This window comes from Craterilacuibacter sp. RT1T (assembly GCF_023502145.1).
GTDB lineage: Bacteria > Pseudomonadota > Gammaproteobacteria > Burkholderiales > Chromobacteriaceae > Craterilacuibacter.
Genome location: NZ_JAMFLI010000002.1, coordinates 44,660 through 68,928 on the forward strand (window position 1 = coordinate 44,660; position 24,269 = coordinate 68,928).

The following is a 24,269-nucleotide window of genomic DNA, read 5'->3' on the forward strand; positions in this document are numbered from 1 at the left end:
CCAGCTTGCGCGTATTCATGTGGCACGCTTTGGCGGCTGAGATCTTGCAGGTATGCAAAATACAGGTAAGATCTAGCTGTTTTTATTATCAAGGAATGACTGCGGGCCTGCCCGTGATCCTATGGACCCTTCCCCCTCTAGCTGTTCTGCTGTTCATCCTGCATTCCCCTTGTGCTGCCACGCGCGTTTCCGACAGGAGGCGATCTCGTGGAAGTGCTGATCCTGATTGGTCTGATTATTCTGAACGGCGTGTTTGCCATGAGCGAGATTGCGCTGGTGACTGCGCGCCGCGCACGCCTGTCCAAGCTTGCCGATAGCGGTGACCACGCCGCTGCTGCCGCACTCAAGCTGGGCGAGGAGCCGACCCGTTTTTTGTCGACGGTACAGATTGGCATTACCTCGATCGGTATTCTTAACGGTATCTTCGGCGAGGCGGTACTGGCCGAGCCGCTGGCCGTGTGGCTGGTGTCGCTGGGCGTACCCGGGCATGGCGCGAGTGTTGGCGCGACGGTGGGGGTAGTGATTGTGATCACCTACGTCTCTATCGTGGTGGGGGAGTTGGTGCCCAAACGGATCGGCCAGATGGCGCCCGAGACCATCGCCCGTCTGGTCGCGCGCCCAATGCAATATCTGGCACTGGCCACCCGACCGTTCGTGCACTTGCTGGCGCTGTCGACCGAGGCTTTGCTGCGCCTGATGGGCGTGCGCAACCAGATTGCCAGCGGCGTGACCGAGGAAGAGATCCAGACCATGCTGGACGAGGGGAGCGAGAGCGGCACCATCGACACCCACCAGCACGAAATGCTGCGCAATGTCTTCCGTCTCGATGACCGTCAGCTCTCGTCCTTGATGATTCCGCGCGCCGACGTGGTCAGCCTCGATACCACCTTGCCGTTTGCCGACAATCTGGCGCGCATGACCGGTTCTGAGTTTACCCGCTATCCGGTCTGTGCCGGTGGGCTGGACCGGCTCAGCGGCGTGGCCAATGCCAAGCATGTATTGACTGCGGCACTGGCCGGCGGCGAGCCGGACTGGGCGTCGCTGCTGCAACCCGCCTTGTTCGTGCCGGAGACGCTGACCGGGATGGAGTTGCTCGAACAGTTTCGCGCCGGCGGTACGCAGATGGCGATGGTGATCGACGAGTACGGCGAGGTCGAGGGTATTGTCACGCTGCATGACCTGCTGGAAGCGGTGACCGGCGAGTTCACCCCACGAGACGCCGACGACGCCTGGGCCTTGCAACGCGAGGATGGTTCATGGTTGCTGGACGGCTCGATTCCGGTGCCCGAACTCAAGGACAAGCTTTCGCTCAAGGAGACCCCGGAGGAGGACAAGGGGCGTTATCACACCTTGTCGGGGATGATCATGTTGTTGCAGGGGCGGGTCGCGCGCACGGGCGATATCGTGTGCTGGCAGGGCTGGCGGCTGGAAGTGGTCGATATGGACGAGATGCGCATCGACAAGGTGCTGGCCAGCCGCGAGCTGGCTGAGCCCGATGGCAGTACGCCGGACGGAGTGGGCCGATAGGGCGGTGAGCCGCTACTTTCCGGCAAGCCGCGGGTGTTTGGTCACCCGCGGCTTTGTTAGCGAGCTAGGCGCGCTTCGGATACTGGCGCCTGCATCAAACAGGCTCAGTGGACGCCAGCAGCCAGTCGCGGGCCGCGCCTGCTACATGCGGCAGTAGCCGTGTGCGTACTTCACCGTGATAGGCGTTCAGCCAGTCGCGCTCAGCCGTGTCCAGTAGCGCCAGCGTTATGCAGCGCGTATCGATCGGGCACAGCGTCAGCGTTTCAAAGGCGAGAAATTCATTGAATTCGCTACTGCCTGCGTCGATGTTCAACACCAGATTCTCAATGCGTACCCCCCAGTGCCCGGGGCGGTAAATGCCCGGCTCGATCGAAGTCACCATGCCCTCGCGCATCGCCATGTGCGGGGTGGGCAGGGCGCGCGAGATGCTTTGCGGGCCTTCATGCACATTCAGGAAATAGCCGACGCCGTGGCCGGTGCCATGGCCGAAGTCTATGTTTTCGCGCCATAGCGGTGCACGCGCCAGCGCATCCAGCATGGGCGACAGCGTGCCTTTGGGGAAGCGGGTGCGTGACAGATTAATCACCCCCTTGAGTACCAGCGTAAAGTCGCGCTTTTGCGCTTCACTCGGTGTACCCACCGCGAGCACACGGGTAATGTCGGTGGTGCCGCCCAGATACTGGCCGCCGGAGTCTATCAGCAGCAAGCCATCGCCCGTGATGGTCGCGTGTGCGGCAGCGGTGGCACGATAGTGCGGCAAGGCGCCGTTGGCGTTAAAACCGGCAATGGTGGCAAAGCTCTCGGATACAAAGCCCGCCCGGCGCGCGCGCGCGGCGGTAATCTGGGTGTCGATATCCAGCTCGGTCACGCGGTCGCGGCCTATGGCCGATTCGAACCAGGCAAAAAATTCACACAGTGCCGCGCCATCTTGTTCCATGGTGGCGCGGATCTGGCTGGCTTCAGCCTTGCTTTTGCATGACTTGAATAGCGTGCTGGGGTTGATGTTTTCGATGATGCGTACGTGCTCCGGCACGCTTTGGACGAAACCTTGGGTAACCCGTGCCGGATCCAGCAATAGCGCGGCATCCGGCGCGAGTGCAGCCAGCGCCGCTTTGGCGTGGTCATAGGGGGCGAGCGTGACGCCATCGGCGGCAAGCCGTGCGACAAGGGCCGCATCCAGCTTGTCCATGCCGACAAACAGGGTAGTGCTGTCGCGGCTCAGCAGCAGATGGGCAAGAAAGACCGGGTTGTAGCTGACATCGCTCCCCCTGAGGTTGAGCAGCCAGGCGATATCGTCCAGTGTCGAGAGCCAGTGGCAGTTGGTGCCTTGCGCGGCCATGGCGCTGCGTACGCGTGTGATCTTGTCGGCACGGCTTTCGCAAGCGGCCGGCGGCAGATGCTCGTACACGGGCGCGTTTGGCAGTGGCGCGCGTTCGCTCCAGATGGCCGCGACCGGATCCAGTGCAGTGTGGAGCATGACGCCGCTACGGCTGAGTGCCTGCTTGAGGGCGCGGGTCGCGCCTTGCGACAGCACATCGCCATCGACTGCCAGTACCTGACCCGCTCTTAGCTGACTGGCCAGCCAATCAAGATGCTGGGTGCTGGCGGCCGTTTCAACCTTAACCAAGCTGACGCCGCTGCCGGCCAGCTCCTGTTCGGCTTGTGTCCAGTAGCGGCTGTCTGCCCAAAGACCGGCAAAATCCGGAGTGACAATCAGCGTCCCCATGGAACCGGTAAAACCCGATAGCCATTGTCGTGCCTGCCAGTGCCCGGGCAGATATTCGGACAGGTGCGGGTCGGACGATGGAATCAGGCAGGCATCAAAGCCTAGCGCAGCCATATGCTGGCGCAGGCGGGTCAAGGCTGGGTTCATGGGGCTTCCTTTTGCGGATAGGCACCCATTGTCGGCGGCGGGGACGCTGGCGGCAAGTGCGGATCACGGCCGCCAGCTTTGCATCTTGGCGCTAGTGTGTAAGTTGCGAGACACGGAATTTGCCCGCCAGCAGGGTGAGGCCGTCGATGCCGTTGCGCGCTTCGTTTACGCTGCCGGCCAGCGCCGCCTGAGTTTGCCCCAGATTTATGCTGACATCGCCGATCTCTTCGGCTTCATGCAGACGCTCGTGGCCGGCCTGCGACAATTGCTGGATGATGCCAATCAGACCATCGACGAGTGCTTGTATTTCCGGGTTTTCCCCGGCCGATGCTTCGGCCAGTTGCAAGCCTTCTTCCAGATCCCGCATGCCGGACTGCATACTGGTGGCCGCACTGGCCGCTTGTTGCTGCACGCTGCTGATCATATTGCGGATGTCTTCAGTGTTGCTGCGGGTGCGCTCGGCCAGTTTTCTGACTTCGTCCGCGACTACGGCGAAGCCGCGCCCGGCCTCACCGGCACGCGCGGCCTCGATGGCGGCATTCAGCGCCAGCAAGTTGGTCTGGTCCGCGACGTCCTGAATCAGGCCGACCACACTGCTGATCTGTTGTGTGCTGTCGCCTAGCGAGTCGATGATCGATGCCGATTGGGCGACGGTCTGGCGAATGCTGCCGGTGCGTTCGCTGACGGTCTGCATCTGGCTGCGGCTGTTGTTGTTCTGCTCGTGCATGGCGTCGCGGACATGATCGGCGTAGCGGTTGGCGTCGGCGAGTATGGACGCTTGCATTTGCAGCCCTTCCCGTGTGCGGGCTACCGTGCTTTGTACCTGAGTGGCGGCGACACCTGCAGCCTGATTGTGTTCGCTCATGCGCAAATTGGTGTGTCCAAGCAGGCGGCTGACGCCCAGTAAGCGACCCAGCGTCAAATCCAGATTATCAATCAGGCTGTTGACCCATTGGGCCATTAAGCCGGTTTCATCGTGGCGCAGCGAGTCACGCTTGATGCGCAAGGTCAGATCGCCGGCACCTTCTGCAACATTGCGTATCATCCCCGACATGGCGCGCATGCGTTGCGCCAGCGGTTTTGCAAACAGCGTATGAAACCCCAGCGTTCCGCCAAGGGCCAAAGCCAGTGCCGCACCGGCCTGCAGCATGCCTGGCAGTGCGGTAAATTGGGTGACCGCCAGCGTGGCTGTCGTCAATGCCAACTGGAGGCCCAGAAAGCGGGTGCTTAACTGGTAGCTGACCGAGCGGTAGCGGTAGACCTCTTCAAGGTCGGCTTCGCACATCATGCCCCAGGTGTCAGGCGAGCCGGGCAGCTTGAAGCTGATGCCTTTGCCGACAACGGGGATATGGCGGTAGTCGGCGTAGCCAGGATAGGTGACAAACAGGTTTTCGCCGCGGCGTATGGTTTCACGTACGCCCGGGTGTAGCTCGCCATTTGCCGGGTCATTGAACAGCAGCTCAAGTTCAGTGTGCTCGCGTATCCGTACCGTGCCATAGGATGTAGTCACGCCATCCTTCAGGTTGTCGCCACCGCTGAAAGTACGGTCTTCGAAACGCGATCGCGATAAAGCGGTGCCGGGGCGAATGGAAGGGTCAACAACCGGCTTGACCATGAACAGGTAGTTGTCGCCCGACTCGTGAAAAATATGCCCGGCTTCGCGCTGGATCAGATCGCCCAGTACATCGTTGGGCACGCGCGCACACAGACAGCCCCAGCTTGCACCGTCGCGTATCAGCGGTTGGTGAAACATCAGGGTCACGGCATCGTGAAAGCGTGAACTACGGGCACCCAGACTTAGGGTTTCCTCGTCGCGGTACGGTCCGTACAGTACCTGCCTGCCAAGACCCTGTTGCAGCAAGGGGGGAGGAGGTGTGGCTGGCGAGCGTTTGTGTTTGGCGGTACTCGCCAGAAGCTGTCCTTGCGGTGACAGGATAAATAGCTCGGTTACCTCGCTTAAGGTGGCATAAGCCTCTTCAAGCGCGGCCGTATAGTTGTCCTGTTCCAGGCAGGACAGGTGTTTGCCCAAACTCTCCAGAGCTTGCCAGTGTTGCGTTGTCCAGTCGAGCAGTATTCCTACCCGGGTGCGGGCAAAATTTTCGAAGATGTCTTCGAGTACCGAATAGCGGTCGCGATTGAGGAAGCAGGACCAGCGCATGGCGATTTTTCCGGTCTTGCCAAACAGGGGTAGCCAGCGTTGTTCCTGTGTGCTGCGTACCATGAGTGTGCTTTTAAGCATATTTTGCATGGTGGCCTCCATTTTCGATAAAACGGATATGCAAATAGCGTGCCAGTGCCGGGCCGGTAAAACAAAACGGCAGCGCATGGGGCGCTGCCGTTTTAGCTGGATAGACTTGCGATCGTATGGCGATGCAGCTAGATGAATGCGTCAGGTGCGAAAGCGCGAAACCGACTCTTGTAGCGTCGAGGCCAGCTTGTCCAGCTCGGCCACCGCCTGAACGGTGTGGCCAATAGCAATGTCGTTTTCGCGTGCACGCTCGGCAATGCTTTCGATATTGTGGATGACAACGTCGCTGCTGGCTTTTTGATGCTCGGTCACGCCGACAATCTGATCCAGACCCTGGCTGACATCGGCGACCGAAACCCGGGTCGCGTCCAGTACGGCGACAACCTGTTCTGTCGATTGCTGGCTGGACGCCAAGCGGCTCAGGCTGTGTGTCAATGCCTCGCGCACGGCCAGTGATTTCGGCCCGAGTGCCGAGGTTACCTTATCGATTTGTGCGGCTGAGGCGGCGGATTTCTCTGCCAGCTTGCGTACCTCATCGGCGACCACGGCAAAACCGCGGCCGGCTTCGCCTGCTCGCGCCGCCTCGATTGCTGCGTTCAAGGCCAAAAGATTGGTTTGTTCGGCAATTTCGCGTACCTGGCGTGTCATGTCGTTGATGGCCGAGGTCGAGTGCATGAAATCATTTTCGGCATCGGCCATGAGGCGCACGGCCTGTTCGACTTGCAAGGCCTCGCTACGCAGTTGTGCCAGACTTTGGCGCCCGCTCTCCGACTGTTCGCAGCTCCGTGCTGAAATATCGCGTACCGTGCCGGCTTGTCCGGCAATGGCCACGATATGTTGGGCCAGTGTTTCGACTTCGCTTGTGGCGGCTTGTGACTGGCTGCTTTGCAATTTCGAGCCTTGCGCCAGGCTGGCGGCATGGCTGGACAGGGTGTGCGCAGCGGTCGCGACGGCACCGGCCGAATGACTAACATCGCGTACCAGTGCCGAGATGGTTTCCAGCAGGCGGTTAAAGCGGAATGCCGCGATGCCTATTTCGTCACGGCTGGCAACCGGCAGGCGCCGGCTCAGGTCGCCATCACCGCCGGCCAGTTCTGCCAGCCCTTGCGACATCTCGTTGAGCGGACGGGTCACGAAGCGGCGGATAAACAGGAAGATCAGTCCCATCAGCGGCAGCGACATCAGCAGGGCAAAGGCGATGCTCTGATTGCGAAAACCGTCTACGGCCGCATAGGTCTTGGTCAGGGAGATGCGCATGCTTACGGCGCCTAGCGGAGTGCCTTCCGCGACCTGGTGGCAGCTGATGCAGTTCTTGCCCAGATAGTTGCTGGATGCGAGCGCCGGATAGACGACGCGCAGCATCTCGCCCTGAGCCGGTGAGCTTTCGATGGCGATATAAGGCTTGCCACTGGCGAGCGCCTGGCGCTCGATATCGTCAACCGGGCGGGCTTTGTCGCCGCCGTTGCCCGGGCCGAATATTTTGCTGACGCCTTCGCCGCGCAATACGCGCAGGTCGTGCACGCTGGATAACTCCCGGATCTGGTCCAGAAAAACATCGCGCTGTGCCACGGTGCCGGTGATCATCATGCCGGTCAGTCCGGCCAGTGTCATTTCGTTCATGCTGTGGGCCAAGCCCTTGGCCTGATCGACGGCGATTTCGCGGCTGACGCGGGTTTCCCAGGTAATCAAGCCACCTAATGCCAGCGCCAGACAAAGCCAGATGGCGGAAGTCAGGCGTAGCCAGATCGGCCAGTCGGAGAATTTGCGCATGAAGAATATCCATACCTGAAAGGAATCCGGAAAGTATAACTTATTAATATGTCATTTGAGATGATAAAGATTGATAAAAGTCAAACCGCATACAACAAAACCCCGGCGCAAGGCCGGGGTCGCAAATGGAACCGCATTGCTGTTTAACGGGTCAAGACGCGCAGCTGTCTGCGGGGACGCGTACCCAGCCTTCCATTAGTACGCGCGCGCTGCGGCTCATGACGGCCTTGGTCACGCGCCACTGGCCATCTTCCCATTGCGCCTGGGCACCCACGCGCAAGGTGCCGGACGGGTGGCCGAAGCGTACTGCGCTCTTCTCGCCGCCACCGGCGGCCAGATTGACTAGCGTGCCCGGAATGGCGGCGGCCGTGCCGATGGCCACCGCACAGGTACCCATCATTGCATGGTGCAGTTTGCCCATGGATAGCGCGCGCACCAGCAGATCGATCTCGCCGGCCTTGATGGCCTTGCCGCTGGACGACAGATAGTCGGCCGCCGGGGCCACAAAGGCGATCTTGGGTGTGTGTTGGCGTTTTGCGGCTTCGTCCACATCCTGGATCAGCCCCATGGCGCGTGACGCATAGGCGCGGATGGTTTCGAAGCGGGTCAGTGCCGCGCTGTCATGATTGATGGCATCTTGCAGTTCGGTGCCGGTGTAGCCGATATCGGCCGCGTTGACGAACACGGTCGGGATGCCGGCATTGATCATCGTGACCTGAAAGCGGCCAATACCAGGCACCTCCAGCTCGTCCACGAGATTGCCGGTCGGGAACATTGCACCGCCTGCGCCATCTTCGTCGGCGGCCGGATTCAGAAATTCGATGGCGACTTCGGCGGCGGGAAAGGTGACGCCATCCAGTTCAAAGTCGCCGGTTTCCTGCACCGCACCTGCGGTCATCGGCACATGTGCGATGATGGTTTTGCCGATATTGGCCTGCCAGATGCGTACGGTGCAGATGCCGTTGTCCGGTACGCGCTCAGGATCGACCAGCCCTTTGCTGATGGCGAAAGAGCCAATGGCGGCGGTGAGGTTGCCGCAGTTGCCGCTCCAGTCAACGAAGGGCTTGTCGATGGATACCTGGCCGAACAGATAATCGACATCATGTTCTGCCTGCGTGCTCTTGCTGACAATCGCGGTTTTGCTGGTGCTCGAGGTCGCGCCACCCATGCCGTCTATTTGCTTGCCGTACGGGTCGGGGCTGCCGATGATGCGCATCAGCAGCGCGTCGCGCGCCGCGCCGGCTACTTGTGCCGCAAGCGGTAGCTCTTGCAGGGCAAAGAGTACGCCCTTGCTGGTGCCGCCACGCATATAGGTGGCGGGAACCCTGATCTGGGGAAGGTGAGCCATGGTTGAGTTCCTGATCTATGTATTGCTTAGCCGCCGCCAGACTGATGTGCATGTTCTGGCGGCTAACATCTCTAAAGCTGGCGCTTACGCTAAGGCCGCTTCCGTCTTGCTGGACTCGAGGAAGTCCTGCGCGAAGCGCTGCAACACGCCGCCTGCCTCGTAAATAGAGACTTCTTCGGCGGTGTCGAGGCGGCAGGTGACCGGCACTTCGGCCTGCTCGCCATTTTTGCGCTTGATCACCAGCGTCAGCGTCGCGCGCGGGGTACGCGCACCCAGTACGTCGTAGCTTTCCGTACCATCCAGCGCCAGGGTTTTGCGGGTGACACCGGGTTTGAATTCAAGCGGCAACACGCCCATGCCCACCAGATTGGTGCGGTGAATGCGCTCGAAGCCCTCGGCGACGATGGCCTCGACGCCGGCTAGGCGCACGCCTTTGGCTGCCCAGTCACGCGAGGAACCCTGGCCATAGTCGGCACCGGCAATGATGATCAAGGGCTGCTTGCGTGCCATATAGGTCTCGATCGCCTCCCACATGCGCATCACCTTGCCCTCCGGCTCGACGCGGGCAAGCGAGCCTTGCTTGATCTGGCCATCGACCACGGCCATTTCATTGATCAGCTTGGGGTTGGCGAAGGTGGCGCGCTGTGCAGTCAGGTGATCGCCGCGATGCGTGGCGTAGGAGTTGAAGTCCTCCTCCGGCAGGCCCATCTTGGCCAGATATTCGCCGGCAGCCGAGTTGGCCAGAATGGCATTGGACGGCGACAGATGGTCAGTGGTGATATTGTCCGGCAATAGCGCCAGCGGCCGCATCCCCTTGAGCGTACGCTCGCCGGCCAGTGCGCCTTCCCAGTAGGGCGGGCGGCGGATATAGGTGCTTTGCGCTCGCCAGTCATACAGCGGGCTGTCGGCCTGTTGCGCCACCCCCAGATCGAACATCGGGATATAGACCTGCTTGAACTGCTCGGGCTTGACGCTTTGGGCGACGATGGCATCGATTTCCGCATCCGAAGGCCAGATATCGGCCAGACGGATTTCACGCCCGCCTGCCATGCCCAGTACGTCTTTTTCGATATCAAAGCGCATGGTGCCGGCAATGGCGTAGGCCACCACCAGCGGCGGCGAGGCGAGGAAGGCCTGTTTGGCGTAGGGGTGGATGCGGCCATCGAAGTTGCGGTTGCCGGACAGCACGGCGGTGGCGTACAGGTCGCGGGCTATGATTTCCTGCTGGATGGCCGGATCAAGCGCGCCGGACATGCCGTTGCAGGTGGTGCAGGCGAAGCCGACGATGCCAAAACCCAGTTGTTCCAGTTCGCCCAATAGGCCGGCATCTTTCAGGTACAACTCGGCTACCTTGGAGCCCGGCGCAAACGACGATTTCACCCACGGTTTACGGGTCAGCCCCAGTTCATTGGCTTTTTTCGCCAGCAGTGCCGCCGCGACGACATTGCGCGGGTTGCTGGTGTTGGTGCAGCTGGTAATGGCTGCAATGATGACTGCGCCGTCCGGCATCAATCCTTGTGCTTCTTCGGTGCGGGCGGCGGCAAGCTGGGCTTCGCTGGCAATGCCGCGTGCCTGCAACTCGGTCGTCGGCAGGCGTTTGTGCGGATTGGACGGGCCGGCCATATTGCGCGTGACGCTGGACAGATCGAATTCCAGCACGCGCTCGTATTCGGCGTCGGCAAGGCTGTCCGCCCACAGGCCGGTGGTCTTGGCATAGTTCTCGACCAGTGCCACCTGCTCAGGCTCGCGCCCGGTCAGCTTCAGATAGCTGATGGTCTGCGCGTCGATGTAGAACATGCCGGCCGTGGCGCCGAACTCTGGCGTCATGTTGGAGATGGTGGCGCGGTCGCCAATAGACAGGCTGTCGGCACCCGCGCCGAAAAATTCGAGCCAGGCCGAGACGACGCGCTCCTTGCGCAGGAACTCGGTCAGTGCCAGCACGATATCGGTGGCAGTGATGCCGCTTTGGCGCGTGCCGGTCAGCTTGACGCCGACAATGTCGGGCAGGCGCATCATCGAGGCGCGGCCCAGCATCACGGTTTCGGCCTCGAGACCGCCAACGCCGATGGCGATCACGCCCAGTGCGTCCACATGCGGGGTGTGGCTGTCGGTGCCGACACAGCTGTCCGGAAAGGCGACGCCGTCACGCGCCTGAATCACCGGCGACATTTTTTCCAGATTGATCTGGTGCATGATGCCGTTGCCGGCCGGAATGACATCGACGTTTTTGAATGCGGTACGGGTCCAGTCGATGAAATGGAAGCGGTCTTCGTTACGCCTGTCTTCGATGGCGCGGTTTTTGGCGAAGGCATCCGCATCGAAGCCGCCGCACTCGACGGCCAGTGAATGGTCGACGATAAGTTGGGTCGGCACCACCGGATTGACTTGCGACGGATCGCCGCCCTGATCGGCAATGGCATCGCGCAGGCCGGCCAGATCCACCAGCGCAGTCTGCCCCAGAATGTCGTGGCAGACCACGCGGGCCGGATACCACGGGAAGTCGAGGTCGCGCTTGCGCTCGATCAGCTGCTTGAGGGCGTCGGTCAGCGTGGCGGGGTCGCAGCGGCGCACCAGATTTTCAGCCAGGATGCGCGCGGTGTAAGGCAGTTTGGCGTAAGCGCCCGGTGCGATCGCGTCAACGGCGGCGCGGGTGTCGAAATAGTCAAGGCCGGTGCCGGGCAAGGGTTTGCGGTAGCGAGTATTCATGGTGTCGGTCATCACAATAGGGTAGGCATGCATGCGGCAAGGGGGAGCCGGCGCCAAGCGCACGGCTCCCCCGCTTATTCAGGCGCTTAGCGTTGTTCGATCGGCATAAATGTCTGATCTTCCGGGCCCATATAGTTGGCGCTCGGGCGGATGATCTTGCCGTCAATGCGCTGTTCGATCACATGCGCGCTCCAGCCGGAAGTGCGGGCGATGACGAATAGCGGGGTGAACATCGCGGTTGGTACGCCCATCATGTGGTAGGACACGGCGGAGAACCAGTCGAGGTTGGGGAACATCTTCTTGATGTCCCACATGACGGATTCCAGACGCGCGGCGATATCGAACATCTTGCTGTCGCCGGCGGCCGCCGACAATTCGCGCGCCACTTCCTTGATCACTTTATTGCGCGGGTCGGAAATGGTGTACACCGGATGGCCGAAGCCGATCACGACTTCTTTTTTCTCTACCCGTGCCTTGATGTCGTTTTCCGCCTCGTCCGGCGTGTCGTAACGCTTCTGGATGTCGAATGCCACCTCGTTGGCGCCGCCATGCTTGGGGCCGCGCAGCGCGCCGATGGCACCGGTGATGGCCGAATACATATCGGAGCCGGTGCCGGCAATCACGCGGCCGGTGAAGGTGGATGCATTGAATTCGTGTTCGGCATACAGGATCAGCGAAGTGTGCATCGCTTTCACCCACAGCGCGGACGGCTTCTCGCCGTGCAACAGGTGCAGGAAGTGGCCGCCGATCGAGTCGTCGTCGGTCTCCACCTCGATACGCTTGCCGTTATGGCTGAAGTGGTACCAGTAAAGCAGCATCGAGCCGAAGCTGGCCATCAGGCGGTCGGCGATATCGCGTGCGCCGGCAATATTGTGGTCATCCTTCTCCGGCAAGGTGCAGCCCAGTGCCGACACCCCGGTGCGCATCACGTCCATAGGGTGGGCCGAGGCCGGCAGCGCTTCCAGCACTGCCTTGACTGCGGCGGGCAGGCCGCGCAGCGCCTTGAGCTTGGCCTTGTAGCCGGCTAGTTCCGCCACATTGGGTAGCTTGCCGTGAACCAGCAGATAGGCGACTTCTTCGAATTCGCAACGGTCGGCGATATCGAGAATGTCGTAGCCGCGATAGCTCAAATCATTGCCGGTACGGCCGACGGTGCATAGTGCGGTATTGCCGGCGGCGACGCCGGACAGGGCGACGGATTTTTTCGGCTTGCCGATGACGACTTCAGTCATGTGATTCTCCTTTGCAGATAGCGGGGCGGGCGCGGATTATTTGTTTTTTTCCTGTTGAAACAGGGCGTCCAGTTTTTGTTCGTAGTCGTGATAGCCGAGGTGCTCGTACAGATCCATACGGGTTTGCATGGTGTCGACTACATTGGCCTGCGTACCGTCGCGGCGCAATGCCTCGTAGACATTCAGTGCGGCTTTGGAGGCGGCGCGGAAGGTCGAGAGCGGGTATAGCACCAGCGAGACGCCGTTCTGGCCCAGCTCTTCGGTGGTGTAAAGCGGGGTGGAACCGAATTCGGTGATATTTGCCAGTACCGGCACTTTCACCGCCTCGGCAAACTGCTTGTACATGGCAAGATCGGTAATGGCCTCGGGGAAGATCATGTCGGCGCCGGCTTCGACGCAGGCAATGGCGCGCTCGATGGCGGACTCCAGCCCTTCAACCGCCAGCGCGTCGGTGCGCGCCATGATCACCATATCCTGACGGCGGGCGTCGACGGCGGCCTTGATCCGGTCAACCATTTCTTCCTTGCTGACGATGGCCTTGTTCGGGCGATGTCCGCAGCGCTTTTGCTGGACCTGGTCTTCAATATGCACGGCGGCGGCACCGGCTTTTTCCAGATTACGCACCGCGCGGGCAATATTGAATGCGCCGCCCCAGCCGGTGTCGATGTCGACCAAAAGCGGCAGTTCGGTGACGTCGGTAATGCGGCGTACATCGATCAGCACATCTTCCAGGGTGGTGATGCCAAGGTCGGGAATGCCGCAGGAGCAGGCGGCGACACCGCCGCCGGACAGGTAAATGGCTTTAAAACCGGAGTGTTCGGCAAGGCGGGCAAAATAGGCATTAACCGCGCCGACAACCTGCAGCGGTTTTTCTTGCTCGACGGCAAGACGGAAACGTTGGCCCGGGGTATGCATCTGGCGGCTCCTTGATGGTGCGTTGGCTGAGTGATTATTCCAAATTCTAGCAAGTGCTTGGTAAGTTCGTAAATGGCGTAGGCATTATTTTTCTGGAGTCTGGCTATTTTTTTGCAGCTTGTGTTGTTTTTGGCTGGTAAACGCATGTTTGCAAGAGCGTGCCACGGTCAGAAGCAGGGCTTGTCGGTTTTGCTTTGCAATATGCTCTGTTAAGGTGACAGCCTGTATGATCGAACTTATCCGGAACAGAGGCGTCATAAGGGATGACTATAAAAATCTGGACAGCAAGCATAGAAAAAATCAGGAGCTGTAAACAAGAATGAGTGATCGGGAACTCGATCAGCAGTTGGTGGAGCGTGTCCAGCGCGGGGAGAAGCGCGCCTTTGATTTGTTGGTTTCCAAGTATCAAAGACGTCTGGGGCGCTTATTGTCGCGCTTCATTAAGGACAGTGCAGACATTGAGGATGTGACGCAAGAGGCCTTTATCAAGGCCTACCGGGCATTGCCGTCATTTCGGGGTGAGAGCGCTTTTTACACCTGGCTATATCGTATCGGAATCAATACGGCCAAGAACTTTCTCAGTGCCAATGGTCGAAGACCTGTGTTCAAGGCCGGGGTTGAGGATGAGGATGGCGAGATCGCAGACCTGGGCGATCAGATGCCGGACTACCATACGCCCGAAGCGGACATGATGAATCGTCAGATCGTGGAAACGGTCAATCAGGCGGTGAATGCATTGCCTGAGGAATTGCGTACGGCCATTACCCTGCGTGAAATGGACGGCCTCAGCTACGAGGAAATCGCCCAGGTCATGGACTGTCCGATCGGTACGGTCAGGTCGCGTATTTTCCGTGCGCGTGAAGCGATTGCAACGCAGTTGCGCCCCTTGCTGGATACGGCAAAAGACAAGAGGTGGTAGTGATGAAAGAGAATATCTCTGCTTTGATGGATGATGCGCTGGATGATGCCGCGGCACATGCGGCCATCACTGATTTGCAGGCGGACAAGGCCTTGAAGGATAGCTGGGATACTTATCAGCTGATCGGGGATGCCATGCGTGGTGGCGCTGCGTTGCAGCTGGATGTGCGGTGTGAAGTCAGTGAGCGCTTGCGTGATGAGCCTACCGTTCTGGCTCCGGTCAGGTACGGGTTCTTGCCCGCTCGCAAGCTGCGCCATTATGCATTGGCCGCATCGGTCGCTTGCGCGGCCATTGTTGGCTGGATGGGCTGGCAGCAGGACGAGTCGGAAATGGTGGTGGCTAAAGCAAGTGAAACTCAGGTGTTTAGTCCGGCTACCGCGGTAGACGCGCCTTATTTGTTGGCGCATCAGGAAATGGCAGGAACGATTGATGGCTCGCAGCGGCGGGTCGCTTATGTGCCTGCACGTGACAAGGCGGTACATTGATGCAGTTTAGGTCCTGTATTTTTTTTGGCGTGTTGCTGGCGCCTCTGGTGCATGCTGCGCCTGATAGTGACTGGGCCTTGCTTGGCAAGGCGGCGCAAGCTGCACGCCAGCAAACATTGTCCGGTAGTTACCTGCATCAGATAGGTTCGGCATCCGAGACCTTCCGTATCCAGCGCGCAGTTAGCAAGGGGAAAGTCAGGGAGCGGCGTGTGTCGCTGGATGGTTTGCCGCGCGAGATTATTCGCCACGGCGACACGCTGATCACCGCCGCACCGGACGAACATTCGCTGCTGGCGGCAAAAATAAGCAGTGCCAAGCTGTTTCCTGCCATTTTGCCGGATGATGTGGCCATGCTGGCCGATAGTTATGCCTTAAGCCGCTTGGGTTCGGATAGGGTCGCGTCGCGTGAGTGCCAGTGGTGGCAGTTGAAATCGCTGGAGGCCGGTCAGCGCTATACCCAGCGCGTCTGTCTGGATAAGACCAGCCAGTTGCCGCTAAAGTGGGTCACGCTGGACGCACAGCAAGATGCGGTCGAATTATTCAGTTTTATCGATCTGGATGATCGCGCACCGCGCGCCAAGGTGAGTGTGCAGCCGGCTTATCCCTTAAGTGCCACATCCTCTGTGACTGCAGTGAAAGCGGTAGAGGGCGCCGAGTCGCTAGAGATCAAAGGTATTCCGCAGGGCTTTCGCTTGCTGCGTTCTGTCATGCGCAAAATGCCGGGCCATGATGCAGCACCACTGGTGCAGCACCGGGTGTATAGCGATGGTCTGGCCATCTTTTCCCTGTTTGTCGAGTATGCCAAGGATGCAAAACCGGCCCCGCATTTGACGCACGGGCCTATTTCGGTGGCAACCGATAACGAAGGCGAGTACCGCTTGACCTTGGTGGGCGATTTGCCTGATTCCAGCTTGCAGGCGATTGCCCGTAATTTGCGGCTGGTTAAAAAATCATGATTGAAACCGAAGCACGCGTGTTGCGCACCGAGCCCGGCGCGGCTTGGGTCGAGCCCAAGCCGCATTCGCCCTGTGGCCAGTGTGACGCTAAGGGGGGGTGCCGCTCCTTGAGTATCGCGCGCATGTTTAGTGGGCGGGATCCGGTGTTCCGGGTGCTGGATAGTCTGGGGGTCGGGGCCGGTGATCGGGTTATGGTCGCCGTGCCTGAAAAAAGCCTGCGGCAAAGCGTGTTGCTGATGTATGTCTTGCCGTTGTTTGCCTTGTTCGCCGGCGCGCTACTCGGCGCGCTGTATGGCGAGCTGGCATCGGCGCTCGCCGGTTTGGGCTGCTTGCTGCTGAGCCTGTTGCTGGTGCGCCGCCGGGCGCAGCGCTTGTCGGAAGATGGCCGTTTTCAGCCGCATATCGCCAGCAAGCTGGATCCTGACGCCATCGGGGCCGCACCGGATCGTACTTGCCGTTCCAAAAAGCGAGACATGGAGTAAGAATGACGCTGACACTGATGTTCCGCGACTATTGCAGCCTGTGTCATGCCATGCGTGATGCCTTATTGCCCTGGCAGGCACGCTACGGCTTTGAGCTGGATATTGTCGATGTGGATGCTGACCCGGTGCTGGAAGAAAAGTACAACGAGCTGGTGCCTGTGCTGCTGGATGCTGAGGGCGAGATCTGCCATTGGCACTTGAATGAAGCCGTCTTGGCGGAACGTTTGGCTGCACATGCCGGCGAAATCCGCTAGAATCGCGCACTAATTGATACCTGTACGAGGGCGCACTACGTGCCCTCGTCTTTTTGTTGTCTGCGAGCCTGATGAAACACATACGCAATTTTTCTATCATTGCCCATATCGACCACGGCAAATCCACGCTGGCTGACCGTTTTATCCAGTTCTGCGGTGGCTTGGATCTACGCGAAATGAGCGCCCAGGTGCTCGACTCAATGGATATTGAGAAAGAGCGTGGCATTACCATCAAGGCGCAGACCGCAGCCTTGCATTACAAGGCGCGCGATGGCGAGGTTTACAACCTCAATCTGATCGACACGCCGGGACACGTTGACTTCAGTTATGAAGTGTCGCGCTCCTTGTCCGCCTGCGAAGGCGCGCTGCTGGTCGTGGATGCGTCGCAAGGCGTAGAGGCCCAGACCGTTGCCAACTGCTATACCGCCATCGACCTGGGGGTCGAAGTGGTGCCGGTGCTGAACAAGATCGACTTGCCGGCGGCCGAGCCCGAGCGTGTCTGCCAGGAAATCGAAGACATCATCGGTATCGAGGCCATCGATGCGGTGCGCGCCTCGGCCAAATCCGGCATCGGCATTGAGGATATCCTCGAAACGCTGATTGCCAAGATCCCGCCGCCGGTTGGCGATGTGGATGCTCCGCTTAAGGCGCTGATTATCGACTCGTGGTTCGACAACTACGTCGGCGTGGTGATGCTGGTGCGGGTCAAGGATGGCGTGATCAAGCCCAAGGACAAGATCAAGTTCATGGCTACCGGTGCCGAGCACCTGTGCGAGCAGGTCGGCGTGTTTACGCCTAAAGCCCTGCAGCGCAGCGAGCTGCGTGCTGGCGAGGTGGGCTTTATCATTGCCGGCATCAAGGACATCAAGTCGGCCAAGGTGGGCGATACCATCACCCTGATGAAAACGCCGGCAGCCGAAGCCTTGCCGGGCTTTAAGGAAGTCCAGTCGCAGGTGTTTGCCGGTCTGTATCCGGTGGAAAGCCACGATTACGACAATCTGCGCGATGCGCTGGAAAAGCTGCAGCTGAACGATGCTTCGCTCAAGTACGAGCCGGAAGTGTCGCAGGCGCTGGGCTTTGGCTTCCGTTGCGGCTTCCTGGGTCTGCTGCATCTGGAGATTGTGCAGGAACGTCTCGAGCGCGAATTCGATATGGATCTGATCACCACGGCGCCTACCGTGGTGTACGAACTATTGATGAAAGATGGCGAGGTGATCCATGTGGAAAACCCGTCCAAGCTGCCGGACCCTGCCAAGGTAGAAGAAATTCGCGAGCCCATCATTACCGCCCATATCCTGCTGCCGCAGGAGTATGTCGGTGCGGTGATGACTTTGTGCAACGGCAAGCGTGGCGTGCAGCGCAATATGCAGTATCTGGGCCGCCAGGTGATGCTGACTTACGATATGCCGATGAATGAAGTGGTGATGGACTTCTTCGACAAGCTCAAGTCCACCAGCCGCGGCTATGCATCGCTAGACTACGACTTCAAGGAATATCAGGCGTCCGACCTCGTCAAGCTGGATATTCTGGTCAACAGCGAGAAGGTGGATGCCCTTTCGCTGATCGTGCACCGCCAGAGCGCCCAGTTCCGCGGTCGTGCCGTTGCCGCCAAGATGCGCGAGCTGATTCCGCGCCAGATGTTCGATATCGCGGTGCAGGCCGCTATCGGTGCGCACATTATCGCGCGCGAAACCATCAAAGCCTTGCGTAAAAACGTGCTGGCCAAGTGCTATGGCGGCGATATTACCCGTAAGAAAAAGCTGCTGGAAAAGCAGAAAGCCGGTAAACGCCGCATGAAGCAGGTGGGTAATGTGGAAATTCCGCAGGAAGCCTTCCTCGCCATCTTGCAAGTAGGGGACAAATAAGTGAGCGGGAATCTGTTCTGGGTGTTTGTCGTTGTCGCGATAGTCGGTATCGCGCTGATTGCGTCGGCTGGCAAGAAAGAAGCGGGTGCCAAGGAGTGGCCGGCTGCCGTGCAGTGGGGCTATATCGCTTTGCTGGTCGGCTGCTTCGGCGTGCTGTCGAGCTGGATGAGCTTTTCGGCGGTGATGCTGGTGATTGTGCTGGTGACCGGCTTTGGCTGGGCGCTGGACAAGTTCTATCTGGCAGGGCGCCGTGCGCCGGGCGAAGAGCCCGGCCATATGGTCGACAACGCCAAGGGCTTTTTCCCCATCATTCTGGTGGTGTTCCTGCTGCGTTCGTTTATTGCCGAGCCGTTCCAGATTCCCAGCAGCTCGATGCGGCCGGGGCTGATTGTCGGTGACTTTATTCTGGTCAATAAATTCACCTACGGCATACGGGTGCCGGTACTGAACAAGGTGGTGGTGCCGGTGCATGAAGTGGCGCGTGGCGACGTGGCAGTGTTCAATTTCCCGCCCAACCCGCGTGTCGACTACATCAAGCGTGTGATCGGGCTGCCGGGGGATACGGTCGAGTATCGCAACAAGAGCCTGACTATCAACGGCAAGGCCGTGCCGGATGTCGCAGATGGTACGTATGACTATCTGGAGCAGGGCCTGGCGATGATACGAAACGACCAGTACATCGAAACCCTGCCATCCACACCTGAGGCCAAGACCTATAAGGTACTGAAGATTCCGCAGGCGCCGGTTTACGATCCGGCCCAGGTGCGCGACTTCCCGTATCGCGATAATTGCCAGTATGCGGAAGACGGTTTTGTGTGCAAAGTGCCACAGGGCAACTACTTCATGCTGGGCGACAATCGCGACAATAGTCTGGATGGCCGTTACTGGGGCTTTGTTGCCGATGACCTCTTGGTGGGCAAAGCTTTCCTGATCTGGATGAATTTCGGTGATTTTTCGCGCATCGGAATGAAAATAGAGTAAGCGTTTCGCTTTTTGACTGCCCGGTTCCCGCCTGTACCGCTGCGGGGCCGGGCTTTTTCATTCGCTACATTTGGCCGCGCGTGCCAGCAGGTTTAGAATGCGGCTTTCGCCGTCATGATAACGATCAGTTAAAAACAGGAGCAGAGCGTATGCGTTCTCGGGAATACGGTTTATCTGTGGTTTCGCTTTTGATGACGATACTGCTGGCTGGTGCCTTGATTCTGGGGTTTTTCCGGGTGGTACCGGTTTATTCCGAGTATTTCGAGATCAGGAATGCCTTGAATGATATGGCCAAAAATCCGGCAGCCGAGGGCGAGTGGGGCTTGCGCCAGGATTTTGCCCGTCGTGCCGGAGTGAACGATATTAGCTCGATTAAGCCGCAAGACTTGCACATCTACGCGCCGGTCGGCCAGCAGCCGACCATTACCGTCGCCTGGCGCCGTGAAGTACCCATGGTCTCCAATGTGAGCCTGCTTTTCGATTTCAACATTCACGCTGGCCAAAAAGCCGGCATGCAACCCTAAGCCGTGACTCAACATAAAGATATCCGATTTCGCCGCCTCAGCGAGGCATTAGGCTACCGTTTTACCCGCCCCGAGTGGCTGCGTCAGGCTTTGACGCACCGTAGCTACGGTACGCCCAACAACGAGCGGCTGGAGTTTGTCGGTGACAGTATTCTCAACTATACCGTCGCCCGCATGCTGTATGACCGCTTCCCGCAATTGACCGAGGGCGAGTTGTCGCGCTTGCGTGCCAATCTCGTCAATCAGCAGACCCTGTCCGAACTGGCCCAGCTGCTCAAGCTGGGGGACGAGCTGTATCTGGGCGAAGGCGAGCTCAAAAGCGGCGGCTTTAACCGGCCGTCCATTCTGGCGGACGCACTGGAGGCAACCTTTGCCGCCGTGAGCTTTGACGCGGATTTTGCCGCGGCCGAAACCGTAGTGCGCCATTTGTACCGCGCCCGGGTTGATGCGATTGACCCGACCCGCCATGCCAAAGATGCCAAGACACGCCTGCAAGAAGCGCTGCAGGCGCGCAAATATCCGCTGCCGCGCTACCGTATCCTGAGCCAGTTGGGTGAGGCGCATGAGCAGCACTTCAAAGTCGCGTGCGAGCTGGGGGATCTGGGCATCGATACCAGCGGTGAAGGTAATAGCCGGCGCGCGGCCGAACAGCAGGCCGCCGAACAGGCGCTGCTGCAACTGGAAGCACAATTCAAACTGGGCAAGAAATGACCGAAACCTCTTATCGCTGCGGCTTTGTGGCCATCGTCGGACGTCCCAATGTGGGCAAATCGACGCTGATGAACCACCTGATAGGCCAGAAGATCAGCATCACCTCCAAAAAGGCACAGACCACGCGCCATCGCGTGACCGGCATTCATACCACCGATCACAGCCAGTTTGTCTTTGTCGATACGCCGGGCTTCCAGACTTTTCACGGCGGTGCGCTGAACGAGACCTTGAACAAGAGCGTCAAGGACACGCTGGGTAATGTCGATTGCGTGATGTTCGTACTGGAAGCCAAGCGCTTTACCCCGGCCGACCGCGAAGTGATGGCGCTGTTGCCGAAGAAAATTCCGGTGATTCTGGTGGTGAACAAGGTCGACAAGGCCAAGGACAAGATCGAGCTCGCCAACTTTATCGACGATGTGCGCGCCGAGTTCCCTTTTGTCGATGCCGAAGTGGTCAGCGCCAAGCATGGCCAGCGCATTGCCGAGTTGCTGGAAAAAGTTGCACCCCATCTGCCCGAGTCGGTGCCCCTGTATCCGGAAGATATGATTACCGACAAGAGTCAGCGTTTTCTCGCCGCCGAAATCGTGCGCGAGAAGCTGTTCCGCTATCTGGGGGAAGAGCTGCCTTACTCGATGAATGTCGAGGTCGAGCAGTTCGAGGTGGATGGTGCCATGTATCGCATCCACGTTGCCATCCTGGTCGACAAAGAGGGGCAGAAGCCTATCGTGATCGGCAAGGGCGGTGAAAAGCTGAAAAAAATCTCTACCGAAGCAAGGCTGGATATGGAGGCATTGTTCGATACCAAGGTTTACCTCGAGGTGTGGGTCAAGGTGAAGTCCGGCTGGGCCGACGATGTGCGCTTCCTCAAGGAATTCGGCCTCTGAGCGGCGTATCTATGTTTGCCCGCACCCCCGCGCCGCCTTATTGGGCGGTGATCTTCGCAAGCCAGCGCAGTGATGTGGCCGATGCTTACGCCGAAATGGCCGATGCCATGGTCGCGCTGGCGGCTGAGCAGCTCGGCTTTCTGGGGGTCGAGAGTGTGCGCGGTGATGACGGTTTCGGCATCACCGTTTCCTACTGGGAGAGCGAGGAGGCGATTGCCGCGTGGAAGGCAGAAGGCCGGCATCGCCAGGCACAAGCCGAGGGCTTTGCGCGCTGGTATGACGGACTGTTTACCCGCGTGGCCTGCGTGAAACGCGACTACGCATGGACGCGCGGCTGATGCAGCCGGGCAAGATAGACCGCCAGAGCGCGTATATCCTGCATGCGCAAGCCTATCGCGAAACCAGTTTGCTGCTGGATGTATTAACGCGCGACTACGGGCGCGTGGCCATGGTGGCACGGGGCGCACGCCGTCCGCGTGCCGAATTGCGCGGCCTGTTGCTGCCGTTTCAACCCCTGTCGCTTGCCTGGTTCGGCAAGACCGAATTGCGTACCCTGCATCGTGCCGAATGGCAAGGCGGGGTGCGTCTCTTGGCCGGGCAGAGCCTGGTATGCGGTTTTTATCTGAACGAGTTGCTGGTGCGCCTGACCGTGCGCGAAGACCCGACCCCTGCAGTTTTTACCGCTTACGATGCCGCTGTGCGGGCGCTGGCGCAAGGCGAGGCGCAGGGTGTGGTGTTGCGCCGCTTCGAGCTGGCCCTGCTGGGGGCGCTGGGTTATGCACCCTTGCTTGGGCATGATGATGCCGGGGCGCCGCTGGATGCCGGCGCTTTGTATCGGGTACAGGCCGGCTCTCCTCCCGAGCGCTGGCAAGGCGGCGTAGCGCATGATGGCCAGGCTGTCGTGCGCGGGGCAGTGTTGCTGGCACTGGCGGCCGGTGATTTTGACGATGTGCATGCGCTGCGCGAAGCGCGCGGCGTGACCCGGCTGATGCTGGCCAATCTTTTGGGTGACGACAGGCTCGCCACCCGCGAATTGCTGCTGCCGCTCGCCTAGGCGACGGAGGCAGCCAAACCGGTTTAAGACGAACGAGGAAACAGGCATGATCCTGCTGGGCATCAATATCGACCATGTGGCCACCTTGCGCCAGGCGCGCGGCACTCGCTACCCCAGCCCGATAGAGGCGGCATTGGTGGCCGAAACGGCTGGCGCCGACCTGATTACCCTGCATCTGCGTGAAGATCGCCGCCATATTCAGGATGCCGATGTTGTCGCCATGAAGCAGGTTATCAAGACCAGAATGAATCTGGAGATGGCGCTGACCGAAGAGATGCTGGAAAACGCACTTCAGGTCATGCCGGAAGATGTGTGTCTGGTGCCGGAAAAACGTGAAGAAGTCACCACCGAGGGCGGGCTGGATGTGATCCGCTACTTCGATGAGGTTAAACGCTTTACCCAGATCCTGTCCGATGCCGGTATCCGCGTGTCGCTGTTTATCGATGCCGACCGTGCCCAGATCGAGGCGGCGTTTGAAGCCGGTGCCCGGGTGATCGAGCTGCACACCGGTGCCTATGCCGATGCCCATTCGGCGGAAGTACGTCAGGCGGAACTGACCCGCATCCGCGAAGCGGCGGTGTATGCGGCGCATCTGGGCTTTACCGTCAATGCAGGCCACGGTCTTTCTTACCATAACGTCAAGCCGGTGGCAGCCATCCGCGAAATTGCCGAACTCAATATCGGCCACGCCATTGTGAGTCAGGCTCTGTTTGTCGGCTTTGCCGCTGCGGTGCAGGAAATGAAGGCGCTGATGCGCGAAGCGCGGCGCGGCGAATAATGATCTGCGGCGTGGGCACTGACCTGGCCGAAATCGCGCGTTTCGAGGCGATGCTGGCGCGGCGCGGCGCGGCCATTGCCCGCCGCTTGCTGGCACAAGCAGAGCTCGCTGCTTTCGCGCAAAGCCGCGAGCCGGCACGCTTTCTGGCCAAGCGCTTTGCCGCCAAGGAAGCGCTGGCCAAGGCGCTGGGCACCGGGGTGAGGGCGCCGGTGTTGCTGACGGCGATTGCCGTTGGCCATGACGCGCTGGGCAAGCCGCAGTTCGAACTCTCGGCCGAACTCTCGGCCTTTGTCGCGACACGCGGCGTCACCCATCTGCATCTGTCCATCAGTGACGAGCGCACGCAGGCGCTGGCCTTTGTGGTGGCCGAGTGCCGCATGGTGTAAGCCGCCAATAGCAAAAAATGGAAAAAATTATGAATGACGAATTGCAGGTTATCGATCTTGTATTGGGCGAAGGCAAGGCTGTGGTCAAAGGCGCCTTGATTACCACCCAGTACCGCGGCTGTCTGGAAGACGGCACCCAGTTTGATGCGTCTTATGACCGCGGCCAGCCTTTCCAGTGTGTGATTGGTACCGGGCGCGTGATAAAAGGCTGGGATCAGGGGCTAATGGGGATGAAAGTCGGCGGCAAGCGCAAGCTGCTGGTGCCGGCGCATCTGGCGTATGGCGAGCGCCAGATCGGCGCGCACATCAAGCCTAACTCCAATCTGGTTTTTGAAATCGAGTTGCTGGAAGTGCTGACGCGGGATTGACGC

Annotated in this window: 23 protein-coding genes; 16 read left to right on the top strand and 7 right to left on the bottom strand. The window is 59.7% G+C overall.

Annotated features, from left to right (window positions below; genetic code table 11):
- Positions 1–207: 207 nt before the first annotated feature.
- On the top strand, positions 208–1,527 hold the full coding sequence (locus M3P88_RS04120) for a hemolysin family protein (RefSeq protein ID WP_249614798.1): 1,320 nt from the start codon (positions 208–210) through the stop codon (positions 1,525–1,527).
- 94 nt (positions 1,528–1,621) lie between these two features.
- Here M3P88_RS04120 and M3P88_RS04125 read toward each other — a convergent pair whose 3' ends face one another.
- From M3P88_RS04125 to prpB, 7 genes are all read right to left on the bottom strand, one after another.
- Positions 1,622–3,400 carry an aminopeptidase P family protein gene (locus M3P88_RS04125; RefSeq protein ID WP_249614799.1) on the bottom strand — a complete coding sequence of 593 codons (1,779 nt, stop codon included), beginning with the start codon at positions 3,398–3,400 and terminating at the stop codon, positions 1,622–1,624.
- Between the two features lie 91 nt (positions 3,401–3,491).
- Positions 3,492–5,648, bottom strand: a complete 2,157-nt coding sequence (locus tag M3P88_RS04130; protein ID WP_249614800.1) for a methyl-accepting chemotaxis protein — start codon at positions 5,646–5,648, stop codon at positions 3,492–3,494.
- 141 nt (positions 5,649–5,789) lie between these two features.
- The gene (locus M3P88_RS04135; protein ID WP_249614801.1) at positions 5,790–7,418 is read right to left on the bottom strand and encodes a methyl-accepting chemotaxis protein; all 1,629 of its coding nucleotides are present in this window, start codon (positions 7,416–7,418) and stop codon (positions 5,790–5,792) included.
- A gap of 151 nt (positions 7,419–7,569) precedes the next feature.
- A complete protein-coding gene (gene prpF, locus M3P88_RS04140; RefSeq protein WP_249614802.1) occupies positions 7,570–8,766 on the bottom strand; it encodes a 2-methylaconitate cis-trans isomerase PrpF in 1,197 nt (398 codons plus the stop codon).
- Positions 8,767–8,850: 84 nt separating this feature from the next.
- Complete coding sequence (acnD, locus tag M3P88_RS04145) at positions 8,851–11,472, bottom strand: Fe/S-dependent 2-methylisocitrate dehydratase AcnD (RefSeq protein ID WP_249614803.1); 2,622 nt, start codon at positions 11,470–11,472, stop codon at positions 8,851–8,853.
- 86 nt (positions 11,473–11,558) lie between these two features.
- Positions 11,559–12,704 carry a bifunctional 2-methylcitrate synthase/citrate synthase gene (gene prpC / locus M3P88_RS04150; RefSeq protein WP_249614804.1) on the bottom strand — a complete coding sequence of 382 codons (1,146 nt, stop codon included), beginning with the start codon at positions 12,702–12,704 and terminating at the stop codon, positions 11,559–11,561.
- Positions 12,705–12,740: 36 nt separating this feature from the next.
- Positions 12,741–13,619: a methylisocitrate lyase gene (gene prpB / locus M3P88_RS04155; RefSeq protein WP_249614805.1), complete on the bottom strand. Its 879-nt coding sequence runs from the start codon at positions 13,617–13,619 to the stop codon at positions 12,741–12,743.
- 319 nt (positions 13,620–13,938) lie between these two features.
- Between prpB and rpoE the strand changes: the two genes are divergently transcribed.
- From rpoE to M3P88_RS04230, 15 genes are all read left to right on the top strand, one after another.
- Positions 13,939–14,538: an RNA polymerase sigma factor RpoE gene (gene rpoE / locus M3P88_RS04160; protein WP_249614806.1), complete on the top strand. Its 600-nt coding sequence runs from the start codon at positions 13,939–13,941 to the stop codon at positions 14,536–14,538.
- 2 nt (positions 14,539–14,540) lie between these two features.
- Entirely contained in the window at positions 14,541–15,023 is a 483-nt protein-coding gene (locus tag M3P88_RS04165; protein WP_249614807.1) for an RseA family anti-sigma factor, read from the top strand.
- Positions 15,023–15,979 (top strand): MucB/RseB C-terminal domain-containing protein, encoded by a 957-nt coding sequence (locus M3P88_RS04170; protein ID WP_249614808.1) that lies wholly within the window; start codon positions 15,023–15,025, stop codon positions 15,977–15,979. Before M3P88_RS04165 ends, M3P88_RS04170 begins: the two co-directional genes overlap by 1 nt.
- Positions 15,976–16,461, top strand: a complete 486-nt coding sequence (locus M3P88_RS04175; protein WP_249614809.1) for a SoxR reducing system RseC family protein — start codon at positions 15,976–15,978, stop codon at positions 16,459–16,461. The genes M3P88_RS04170 and M3P88_RS04175 overlap by 4 nt, the downstream gene beginning before the upstream one ends.
- 2 nt (positions 16,462–16,463) lie before the next feature.
- The gene (locus tag M3P88_RS04180; RefSeq protein WP_249614810.1) at positions 16,464–16,715 is read left to right on the top strand and encodes a glutaredoxin family protein; all 252 of its coding nucleotides are present in this window, start codon (positions 16,464–16,466) and stop codon (positions 16,713–16,715) included.
- A 71-nt stretch (positions 16,716–16,786) separates the two neighbouring features.
- Positions 16,787–18,580: a translation elongation factor 4 gene (lepA, locus tag M3P88_RS04185; protein WP_124734374.1), complete on the top strand. Its 1,794-nt coding sequence runs from the start codon at positions 16,787–16,789 to the stop codon at positions 18,578–18,580.
- Positions 18,581–19,561 carry a signal peptidase I gene (gene lepB, locus M3P88_RS04190; RefSeq protein WP_349629038.1) on the top strand — a complete coding sequence of 327 codons (981 nt, stop codon included), beginning with the start codon at positions 18,581–18,583 and terminating at the stop codon, positions 19,559–19,561. It begins immediately after the preceding gene.
- Positions 19,562–19,710: 149 nt separating this feature from the next.
- Positions 19,711–20,085, top strand: coding sequence for a DUF4845 domain-containing protein (locus M3P88_RS04195; RefSeq protein ID WP_249614811.1), 375 nt, complete (start codon positions 19,711–19,713; stop codon positions 20,083–20,085).
- Positions 20,086–20,088: 3 nt separating this feature from the next.
- On the top strand, positions 20,089–20,796 hold the full coding sequence (rnc, locus tag M3P88_RS04200) for a ribonuclease III (RefSeq protein ID WP_502798941.1): 708 nt from the start codon (positions 20,089–20,091) through the stop codon (positions 20,794–20,796).
- Complete coding sequence (era, locus tag M3P88_RS04205; RefSeq protein ID WP_160796027.1) at positions 20,793–21,680, top strand: GTPase Era; 888 nt, start codon at positions 20,793–20,795, stop codon at positions 21,678–21,680. The genes rnc and era overlap by 4 nt, the downstream gene beginning before the upstream one ends.
- Before the next feature lie 11 nt (positions 21,681–21,691).
- Positions 21,692–22,018: an antibiotic biosynthesis monooxygenase family protein gene (locus tag M3P88_RS04210; RefSeq protein ID WP_249614812.1), complete on the top strand. Its 327-nt coding sequence runs from the start codon at positions 21,692–21,694 to the stop codon at positions 22,016–22,018.
- On the top strand, positions 22,003–22,734 hold the full coding sequence (gene recO / locus M3P88_RS04215; RefSeq protein WP_249614813.1) for a DNA repair protein RecO: 732 nt from the start codon (positions 22,003–22,005) through the stop codon (positions 22,732–22,734). Before M3P88_RS04210 ends, recO begins: the two co-directional genes overlap by 16 nt.
- 46 nt (positions 22,735–22,780) lie before the next feature.
- Positions 22,781–23,512, top strand: coding sequence for a pyridoxine 5'-phosphate synthase (gene pdxJ / locus M3P88_RS04220; RefSeq protein ID WP_249614814.1), 732 nt, complete (start codon positions 22,781–22,783; stop codon positions 23,510–23,512).
- Positions 23,513–23,523: 11 nt separating this feature from the next.
- Positions 23,524–23,898 (top strand): holo-ACP synthase, encoded by a 375-nt coding sequence (gene acpS / locus M3P88_RS04225; RefSeq protein ID WP_249614815.1) that lies wholly within the window; start codon positions 23,524–23,526, stop codon positions 23,896–23,898.
- 29 nt (positions 23,899–23,927) lie between these two features.
- Positions 23,928–24,266, top strand: a complete 339-nt coding sequence (locus M3P88_RS04230; RefSeq protein WP_249614816.1) for an FKBP-type peptidyl-prolyl cis-trans isomerase — start codon at positions 23,928–23,930, stop codon at positions 24,264–24,266.
- The last annotated feature ends 3 nt before the right edge of the window (positions 24,267–24,269 follow it).

What these genes read in the sequence shown, in the direction of transcription:
- prpB (WP_249614805.1), bottom strand. Translation starts at nt 13,619, where the DNA reads ATGCATACCCCGGGCCAACGTTTCCGTCTTGCCGTCGAGCAAGAAAAA.
- M3P88_RS04210 (WP_249614812.1), top strand. Translation starts at nt 21,692, where the DNA reads ATGTTTGCCCGCACCCCCGCGCCGCCTTATTGGGCGGTGATCTTCGCA.
- M3P88_RS04195 (WP_249614811.1), top strand. Translation starts at nt 19,711, where the DNA reads ATGCGTTCTCGGGAATACGGTTTATCTGTGGTTTCGCTTTTGATGACG.
- M3P88_RS04175 (WP_249614809.1), top strand. Translation starts at nt 15,976, where the DNA reads ATGATTGAAACCGAAGCACGCGTGTTGCGCACCGAGCCCGGCGCGGCT.
- recO (WP_249614813.1), top strand. Translation starts at nt 22,003, where the DNA reads ATGGACGCGCGGCTGATGCAGCCGGGCAAGATAGACCGCCAGAGCGCG.
- M3P88_RS04170 (WP_249614808.1), top strand. Translation starts at nt 15,023, where the DNA reads ATGCAGTTTAGGTCCTGTATTTTTTTTGGCGTGTTGCTGGCGCCTCTG.
- M3P88_RS04180 (WP_249614810.1), top strand. Translation starts at nt 16,464, where the DNA reads ATGACGCTGACACTGATGTTCCGCGACTATTGCAGCCTGTGTCATGCC.
- M3P88_RS04135 (WP_249614801.1), bottom strand. Translation starts at nt 7,418, where the DNA reads ATGCGCAAATTCTCCGACTGGCCGATCTGGCTACGCCTGACTTCCGCC.
- M3P88_RS04230 (WP_249614816.1), top strand. Translation starts at nt 23,928, where the DNA reads ATGAATGACGAATTGCAGGTTATCGATCTTGTATTGGGCGAAGGCAAG.
- acnD (WP_249614803.1), bottom strand. Translation starts at nt 11,472, where the DNA reads ATGAATACTCGCTACCGCAAACCCTTGCCCGGCACCGGCCTTGACTAT.
- prpF (WP_249614802.1), bottom strand. Translation starts at nt 8,766, where the DNA reads ATGGCTCACCTTCCCCAGATCAGGGTTCCCGCCACCTATATGCGTGGC.
- prpC (WP_249614804.1), bottom strand. Translation starts at nt 12,704, where the DNA reads ATGACTGAAGTCGTCATCGGCAAGCCGAAAAAATCCGTCGCCCTGTCC.
- rpoE (WP_249614806.1), top strand. Translation starts at nt 13,939, where the DNA reads ATGAGTGATCGGGAACTCGATCAGCAGTTGGTGGAGCGTGTCCAGCGC.
- pdxJ (WP_249614814.1), top strand. Translation starts at nt 22,781, where the DNA reads ATGATCCTGCTGGGCATCAATATCGACCATGTGGCCACCTTGCGCCAG.
- lepA (WP_124734374.1), top strand. Translation starts at nt 16,787, where the DNA reads ATGAAACACATACGCAATTTTTCTATCATTGCCCATATCGACCACGGC.
- M3P88_RS04165 (WP_249614807.1), top strand. Translation starts at nt 14,541, where the DNA reads ATGAAAGAGAATATCTCTGCTTTGATGGATGATGCGCTGGATGATGCC.
- era (WP_160796027.1), top strand. Translation starts at nt 20,793, where the DNA reads ATGACCGAAACCTCTTATCGCTGCGGCTTTGTGGCCATCGTCGGACGT.
- M3P88_RS04130 (WP_249614800.1), bottom strand. Translation starts at nt 5,648, where the DNA reads ATGCAAAATATGCTTAAAAGCACACTCATGGTACGCAGCACACAGGAA.
- M3P88_RS04125 (WP_249614799.1), bottom strand. Translation starts at nt 3,400, where the DNA reads ATGAACCCAGCCTTGACCCGCCTGCGCCAGCATATGGCTGCGCTAGGC.